The sequence below is a fragment of the Clostridium punense genome, from assembly GCF_017874425.1.
Lineage (GTDB): Bacteria > Bacillota > Clostridia > Clostridiales > Clostridiaceae > Clostridium_J > Clostridium_J punense.
On sequence record NZ_JAGGLL010000076.1, the window covers coordinates 1 to 4,093 of the forward strand.

Below are 4,093 nucleotides of genomic sequence, written 5' to 3' on the forward strand. Positions count from 1 at the left end.
TCGGCTACGCATCGTCGCCTTGGTGAGCCCTTACCTCACCAACTAGCTAATGCGCCGCGGGTCCATCTCATAGCGGATTACTCCTTTGATATTTCGGTCATGCAACCAAAATATGTTATGCGGTATTAATCTCCCTTTCGGGAGGCTATCCCCCTCTATGAGGCAGGTTACCCACGTGTTACTCACCCGTCCGCCGCTAATCCGCCCCGAAGGGCTTCATCGCTCGACTTGCATGTGTTAGGCACGCCGCCAGCGTTCGTCCTGAGCCAGGATCAAACTCTCAATTTAAAATTGATGTTCGAGCTATGCTCTATTTATCGCTGACTTGTTAAAGTCATTTTGTGAACTATTAGTTCACTAGAATTAACTGGTTTTACCTTTTTCTCTGTTTAATTTTCAAAGACCAATTTATCGCTACACTGTAGCGATATCACCATCAACTGGCGACTTGTATATCTTATCATCCTCTTTAATTTTTGTCAACACTTTAATCAAATTAAAAATATTTCAAAATCGAAGTGTTTGATAACTTATCCATCACCTCTCAGCGACAAGTGTTATTATATCACCAATATATCATCATTTTCTACTCTATTCAGTTATTATCATAGGTTACTCTCCATATAATGCCCATAACTACAAATGACTCCATTTTTCTACTAATGATACACTAGGTTATGTTTATTCTTTACATTTTCCTATTCAAATAAATTCATGTTAAGATTCATTAGTTTTCAAGGTATTTACCGACTTTATGTATTAATAAAATCACAATTTACAATATTAAAGGAATAAAGGCTTTATTCCTTTAATAACGAAGTCATTGATAATTAAATAAATTTTCTATAAAACTTAATGATATGATAATTTACTTCTTACAAATTAAAATAAGTTTCTTACAATACAAAATGTCATTGTAAGAAACTTATTCTTCATTATATTCTATAGTTTAAAAGTATTTATTTCAGCTTCTAGTTTTTCTGATAACTCCTGTAAATCTTGGGCATATTGAGTAAAATCATTCATTGTAGCTGTAATCTCCTCTGTAGATGCTGAAACTTCTTCTGTTGCTGATGCAGTTTCTTCTGATATAGAAGAAATATTTTCAATTTGTCCTACTACACTTTCCTTTTTATCTTGCATTTCATCTATAAATCCCTGCACTTCTGCAACCTTATTGGTTAAGGCAAAAATACCATTTATAATGTTATCAAATATTTCCTTAGTCTTATCCACGACCTGAGTTTGGTTATTCACCGCTATCTCATTTTCATTCATAGCTTTAACTGCAGCTATAGATTTATGCTGTATTTCATTTATAATTAGTTTTATTTCTTCAGTTGAATTCTTAGATTGTTCTGCTAGCTTTCTTATTTCATCAGCTACTACTGCAAAACCTCTTCCCGACTCCCCGGCTCTTGCTGCTTCTATAGATGCATTTAAAGATAGTAAGTTTGTTTGTTCTGTAATACCAGAAATAACATCTGAGATAGCAGTTATTTGTACCATACTATTGTTAACTTCTTTTACTAGTTTACCTACCTCAATTGAGGAGGTCTTAGTTCCGCTAGATATATCTATTAACTCTTCTACCATAGAAAGTCCTGTGCTACTTAACTTTTCAGTATTTAAAGATATATCACCCATGTTTCTTGTTGATTGAGATATTACATCAAGCTTACTAGATAAATCCTCCATATCAGTTGCACCTTGAAGAGCACTCTCCGCTTGCTTCGTAGCACCAATTGTTATTTCATCCATAGCTTGAGCAACTTGATGAACTGCTGATGTTGTCTGCTCTGACATTGAGGCTAAGTTACTTGCAGTTTCAAGCACATCTTTAGAAGATGCCCCAACATTTTTCATTAATCTTGAAATATTTTCTATCATTTTGTTGAATGCTGTTCCTAATACTCTAAATTCATCCTTAGTCTTAATATCTACACTAACAGTTAAGTCTCCTAGGGATGCTTTTTCGATGACTTCCTGAATTCTTTTTACATTTGCAGAAATGCTACTACTTAATACTACTGATAATGCTACTGCTATAATTCCTACTAATAATACCGCAATAGAAATAACGATTAGGATTCTATTAGTATCTGCTGACAACTCTTTGTGATTCAAAGTTGCAACCATTTTCCATCCAGTAAATTCACTTGTTTTGTAAACAGCAAATTTTTTCACTCCATCGAGTTCATAATTTGCAAATCCACTTGGGTTAGCTTCCATATCACCCCAGAAGCTTTGCTTCTTCATTATATCTGTTCCAATATATTCGGTTTTTGGATGTGCAATCATAATTCCTTTGCTATCACTTATAGCTACATACCCCTCATTACCAACCTTTATGCTTCCTAAACTTTCAGTTAGTTTCTGAAGAGATATGTCCATACCAACAACACCAACTACCTTACCTTCTCTCTCTACTGCTTTTGATAAGGTAACTACGTAAGTTTTAGTTGCTGTATCTAAGTATGGTGGACTTATAGCCACCTTCCCCTTTTTACTTACAGCATCTTTATACCAACCAGTAGTTCTTGCATCAAATCCGTCAGGTAACTTTACCTGTGGAAATAATAAAAGGTCTCCTGTTTCCATGCCATAGAAAGTAGTTGTAATATTTGGATCAGACTCCTGCGTATCCTGTAAGAAAAAGTTAATATATTTATGTGAGTCCGGTACAGTGTCATAGTTCTTGTAGTTATAGTTAACTGCCAAGATTTCTAACGGATTTGCCATGGCTGTGAAATAATTAGATAGACCTCTATCAATTTCTCCTAAAGTTTGACTACTAGTAATTTCTAACTTTTTACCAAGAATTGAGTAGGCTTGAACATAGGTAAAAGCTCCTACCAATATTAAGGGAATTAAGCAAATAGCAACAAAACTACTAATAAGCTTTACCCTTACAGACTTTAATCCTAGTTTATTTTGGGATTTGTCCCTTTTCATTTTTTATCCCCCTATCATTTTTAACCTGTATCCAAATTACACATATAAGTAAAAGTAATCTGTTATATCATATATCGAAGTTAGAAATGTTATCTTTATACATTTTTAGTCGAAATTTTAGTATTTTTGTTGGATTTTGTACCATTAATATCCATCATTTTATCTATTTCTTCTATATCTTTAGTTTCATTCACAATTTAGATAATATTATACTCTTAGATTAAAATACTTTTGACTTTTTACATATGCTATGATAATCTATTATTGTAAACTTTAAGTTTTATTATAGTTTACAATAATACTGCAGTTTAACTATTAAATATTTAATAATCATATTTATATTAAAATAGTTTTTCCCTATATAATTTTTTACATAATTTAATAATTTACATTTGAAAGAAGGTAATAAAATGAAGTTATCAACTCGTGATTTAATTTTAGCAGGTTTATTTGCTGCCTTAACTGCTGTTAGTTCTTATATTTCTATACCCATTGGCCCAGTTCCTATAACCTTGCAAAGTCTTGTAGTAATTCTTGCAGGACTTATTCTTGGGAGCAAAGTCGGTGCCTTATCACAACTTACTTACGTACTTCTAGGACTGGTGGGTTTACCTATTTTTTCTGGTGGTTCCGGTGGATTAGACTCAATATTTCATCATACTTTTGGATTCTTACTTTCCTTTATTTTCACTGCTTATATTGTTGGAAAAATTACTGAAAGAGACAAATCTTATAAAAGTATTTCTATTGCTGTTATCATAGGAACTATTTTTATATACATTATTGGAGTTCCTTATTTTTATTTAATATTTACTACTTATTTAGGGAAAAGCATAAGTTTTTATGGTGCTTTAAAGTTTGCTTGTATACCTTTCATTCCTGGTGACGTTGCAAAAGCTATTATTGCTATTCTTCTTAGTAAAGAACTTATAAAAAGATTACCAAAAGCTTCAGTTTCTATTTAGAGCGTATTTTATAGCTGCTTAAATAAGCTAGTTTAACGATTTACTTTTTTCAATTAGTACTATTATACTTTTCTCTAATTACCATTTTAAAATTGAAGAGTTTTTTTACTATAATATTAGAAAAAGAATTATAGGATACAATCTTATTAATTCTTTTCTTTTTATTGAATTTA

Annotated in this window: 2 protein-coding genes and 1 rRNA gene; 1 reads left to right on the forward strand and 2 read right to left on the reverse strand. The window is 31.9% G+C overall.

Annotation, left to right across the window (positions count from 1 at the left end):
* A 16S ribosomal RNA gene (locus J2Z44_RS21145) occupies window positions 1–288 on the reverse strand; the annotation flags it as partial.
* A gap of 654 nt (window positions 289–942) precedes the next feature.
* Complete coding sequence (locus J2Z44_RS21150) at window positions 943–2,955, reverse strand: methyl-accepting chemotaxis protein (RefSeq protein ID WP_021281589.1); 2,013 nt, start codon at window positions 2,953–2,955, stop codon at window positions 943–945.
* Between the two features lie 410 nt (window positions 2,956–3,365).
* Between J2Z44_RS21150 and J2Z44_RS21155 the strand changes: the two genes are divergently transcribed.
* Entirely contained in the window at window positions 3,366–3,920 is a 555-nt protein-coding gene (locus J2Z44_RS21155; RefSeq protein WP_021281588.1) for a biotin transporter BioY, read from the forward strand.
* Window positions 3,921–4,093: the final 173 nt, after the last annotated feature.

Coding starts and splice junctions, on each gene's coding strand:
- J2Z44_RS21150 (WP_021281589.1), bottom strand. CDS start 2,955: ATGAAAAGGGACAAATCCCAAAATAAACTAGGATTAAAGTCTGTAAGG.
- J2Z44_RS21155 (WP_021281588.1), top strand. CDS start 3,366: ATGAAGTTATCAACTCGTGATTTAATTTTAGCAGGTTTATTTGCTGCC.